A 3,505-nucleotide genomic window follows, 5' to 3' on the forward strand; every position below is an offset into this window, starting at 1 on the left:
AAGAAAACCAACTAGCTATCGCATAGGTGCTGGACTGCTAACGGGGGCCCAACCACTACATCTAGAACCGTTTGGTAGGACTGAATTTCTACATCTCAGAGAGTTGCTTGACAGGTTGCGTAAGTTGGACACCGGCGCCCGCTGAGACGGAGTACGAGCCCGAACATTGTCCTGTGGCTCACGTTGCGCGTTGTCTAACCCAATGGCAAACGACGATCAACCGTCCTGCGGTGCGGCTCGAACATGGCCGCATTCCTAACGACCGGGGTTCGAGAAAACGAGTGTGCCTCACGCCAAATCCTCGGACCACGGGCTTTCTGTCGCAGTCGGCAGAGATCCGCTTGTTCTCAGTGCCTCGAGTGATGGTGCGGCACTATCTTTTGCAGACAGTTCGTAGGCCAGGGGGTGACCTGCCCGGTCGGTTGTTGGCCAGGCGATGTTCAGTTCCGGATCGAAAGGGTCGAGGTCGCGGTCGAATTGCGGGGAGTATTCGATGCTGCAGAGATACATGACAGTCGATCCGTCCTCGAGGGACAGAATGGCGTGCCCCAGGCCTTCGGACAGGTAGACCGCTTTGCGGTCGATGTCGTCGATCAGGACGGAATCCCATTCGCCGAATGTCGGGGATCCGACGCGCAGGTCGACGATCACGTCGAGGAACGCCCCTTTGACGCAGGTGACGTACTTGGCTTGCCCGGGAGGTGTGTCGGTGAAGTGGATTCCGCGCAGACTGCCCGCTGCCGAAACCGAGCAATTAGCTTGCGCCAGTTCGAGGTTGCGACCTGTTGCGGCTGTGAATGCTGAGCTCTTGAACCATTCGAGGAAAACGCCGCGGTTGTCTCCGAACTGTCGGGGAGTGATTTCCCAAGCTCCGGCAATTTTCAGTTCGCGGATGTCCATGTCACCACTCCTTGCCGTGTTCGAGTAAGGCGAGGAGGTAATCACCGTAGCCAGATTTACCCAATGTTTCTGCTTGGGAGCGCATTTGGTCGGAGGTGATGAATCCTTGCCTCCAGGCAACTTCTTCTGGTGAGCCGATTTTGAGGCCCTGACGATGCTCGATTGTCCGCACGTAGTTTGCGGCTTCGAGAAGGGAGTTCGAGGTGCCGGTGTCGAGCCAGGCGGTTCCACGGGGGAGGATATCGACTTGTAGACGACCCGCGTCGAGGTAGTGGCGATTGACGTCGGATATCTCGAATTCGCCTCGGTCGGAGGGCTTCAGGTCTCGCGCGATGTCCACAACGTCGCTGTCGTAGAAATACAGTCCGGGTATGGCGTAGTTCGATTTCGGGGATTCCGGCTTTTCCTCGATGGAGATCGCGCGTCCGGCGTCGTCGAACTCGATGACCCCGTAGGCAGTGGGATCGGAGACCCAGTAGGCGAAGATCGCCCCTCCGTCGATGTCGGAGAATCGCTTCAGCTGGGTGCCCAGGCCCGGACCGTAGAAGATGTTGTCTCCCAAGACAAGCGCAACGGACTCGTTCCCGATGTGTTCGGCGCCAAGGACGAATGCTGTTGCGAGTCCGTTCGGTTCGTGCTGGATCGCGTAGGTCAGATTGACCCCGAATTGGGAACCGTCACCGAGTAGGCGCCTGAATTGTTCGGAGTCGTGCGGCGTGGTGATGATGAGAATGTCGCGAATGTTCGCCAACATCAGGGTGGAAAGCGGGTAGTAGATCATCGGCTTGTCGTAGATCGGCAGCATCTGCTTGCTCACTCCGAGAGTGATCGGGTGCAGGCGAGAGCCTGTGCCGCCGGCCAGAATGATTCCACGCATACGTGCAGTGTCCTGCACTGCTACTTATCGATGCAAACTGCCTCTCAGAAGAAGGTAAAGTTATGACAATTCGGCGAACTTGAGGAGATGAACGTGCGACTGCTGGTGACCGGGGGTGCCGGGTTTATCGGCGCCAATTTTGTTCACCAGACGGTGACTTCGCGTCCGGGCGTCGAGGTTACGGTTCTCGATGCTCTCACGTATGCCGGTAATCGGAGCTCACTTGCCGAGGTGGAGGATCGTATCCACTTCATTCACGGTGACGTCGCCGATCAGGGCTTGGTGGACGAGTTGGTAGCGCGGTCCGATGCGGTGGTGCATTTTGCGGCGGAGAGCCACAACGACAATTCGTTGAGTGATCCGGAACCGTTTATCCGAACCAACGTGATGGGCACGTTCTCGCTGCTGCAGGCTGTTCGGGCGCATGAGGTTCGGTATCACCACATCTCGACGGACGAGGTGTACGGCGATCTTGAACTGGATGACCCGACGCGATTCACCGAGTCGACGCCGTACAACCCTTCGAGTCCGTATTCGGCGTCAAAGGCGTCGAGCGATCTGATTGTGCGGGCATGGGTGCGTTCGTTCGGGATCGAGGCAACGATCTCCAATTGCTCCAACAATTACGGCCCGTTTCAGCATGTCGAGAAGTTCATCCCGCGCCAGATCACAAATCTGATCGACGGTGTGCGTCCCCGGTTGTACGGGGAAGGTCGCAACGTTCGCGATTGGATTCACGTCGACGATCACAATCGTGCGGTCTGGGACATCCTGGAACGAGGCAAGTCGGGCGAAACGTACCTGATTGGCGCGGATGGTGAAACGGATAATCGGACGGTGATTGCAGCCCTGCTCGAGATTTTCGGGCGCAAACCAGACGAATTCGACTTTGTCACTGATCGTCCAGGGCACGATATGCGTTACGCGATCGATCCGACGCGAATTCAACGGGAACTGGGATGGCAGCCGTTGTATCGCAATTTCCGCAGTGGATTGGAAGCCACCGTGGAGTGGTATCGCGACAACGAACAGTGGTGGCGTCCACAGAAGGCTGTCACCGAGGCAGGCTATTCAGCTTCGGAAGCTGTCGTGGACTGAGCACCCCGAAACCCGCGATTCAGGGCGAGATCAGTCCGCAACTACACGTCTGGGTGACAGTGACACGGGTCGTCGCCCTTCCCGGATAGGACGGGCGACCAACGCATATGCGAAGTTGTATCCGCGTGAGACAGTTAGGGAACCGAGGCCTTCGGAATTCTGATCCGGCCGCCGGGGTCCGCTGTCAGCAGTGCTGATTACGCAGTCAGCGTTGCTCGACGAAAATGAGATACGGGTGCGACTGCCTCGGAGTCGGTTCGGGCACAGTCGTGGCGCGTAGTCGTCGATAGCCCGGTCACACTCGTTTGCGGCCTGGTTCACTGCCGGTGATCCAGGTGACTTTAGGGTCTCATCGACTCTGCAATCTGCCGACTACGGGACGCAGCCTGAGATGTCTCGGACCCCGAATTGGATCGGGATCACTTCACCGACTATGGCGATGTGACCGCTGGTTTACTTACAATGTCGCCGCTGCCAGCGCCACAAAGGCACGGATACGAGTCCGAGATCGGTCAGGACATGGTGGTATTAGCTGTTCCCAGAGGTTCCGAACGGCTGACTCTGAACGGGGCCGGTGTTGTGGGTATGGACGTTGCTGACGCGGGACTGAAGTAGACGGGCTGGTCCTCG

The 3,505-nt window shown here is 57.9% G+C and carries 3 protein-coding genes; 1 reads left to right on the forward strand and 2 read right to left on the reverse strand.

The window, feature by feature from the left end:
* Positions 1–288: 288 nt before the first annotated feature.
* Positions 289–900, reverse strand: coding sequence for a dTDP-4-dehydrorhamnose 3,5-epimerase family protein (locus H7C86_RS36610; protein WP_182263488.1), 612 nt, complete (start codon positions 898–900; stop codon positions 289–291).
* Position 901: 1 nt separating this feature from the next.
* Positions 902–1,777, reverse strand: a complete 876-nt coding sequence (gene rfbA, locus H7C86_RS36615) for a glucose-1-phosphate thymidylyltransferase RfbA (RefSeq protein ID WP_182263489.1) — start codon at positions 1,775–1,777, stop codon at positions 902–904.
* Between the two features lie 93 nt (positions 1,778–1,870).
* Here rfbA and rfbB point away from each other — a divergent pair, with 93 nt between their 5' ends.
* Positions 1,871–2,875: a dTDP-glucose 4,6-dehydratase gene (gene rfbB / locus H7C86_RS36620; RefSeq protein WP_182263490.1), complete on the forward strand. Its 1,005-nt coding sequence runs from the start codon at positions 1,871–1,873 to the stop codon at positions 2,873–2,875.
* Positions 2,876–3,505 lie beyond the last annotated feature (630 nt).

It is taken from the genome of Rhodococcus sp. UFZ-B548, from assembly GCF_903819475.1.
GTDB classification, from domain to species: Bacteria; Actinomycetota; Actinomycetes; order Mycobacteriales; family Mycobacteriaceae; genus Rhodococcus_F; species Rhodococcus_F erythropolis.

Coding starts and splice junctions, on each gene's coding strand:
- H7C86_RS36610 (WP_182263488.1), bottom strand. CDS start 900: ATGGACATCCGCGAACTGAAAATTGCCGGAGCTTGGGAAATCACTCCC.
- rfbA (WP_182263489.1), bottom strand. CDS start 1,777: ATGCGTGGAATCATTCTGGCCGGCGGCACAGGCTCTCGCCTGCACCCG.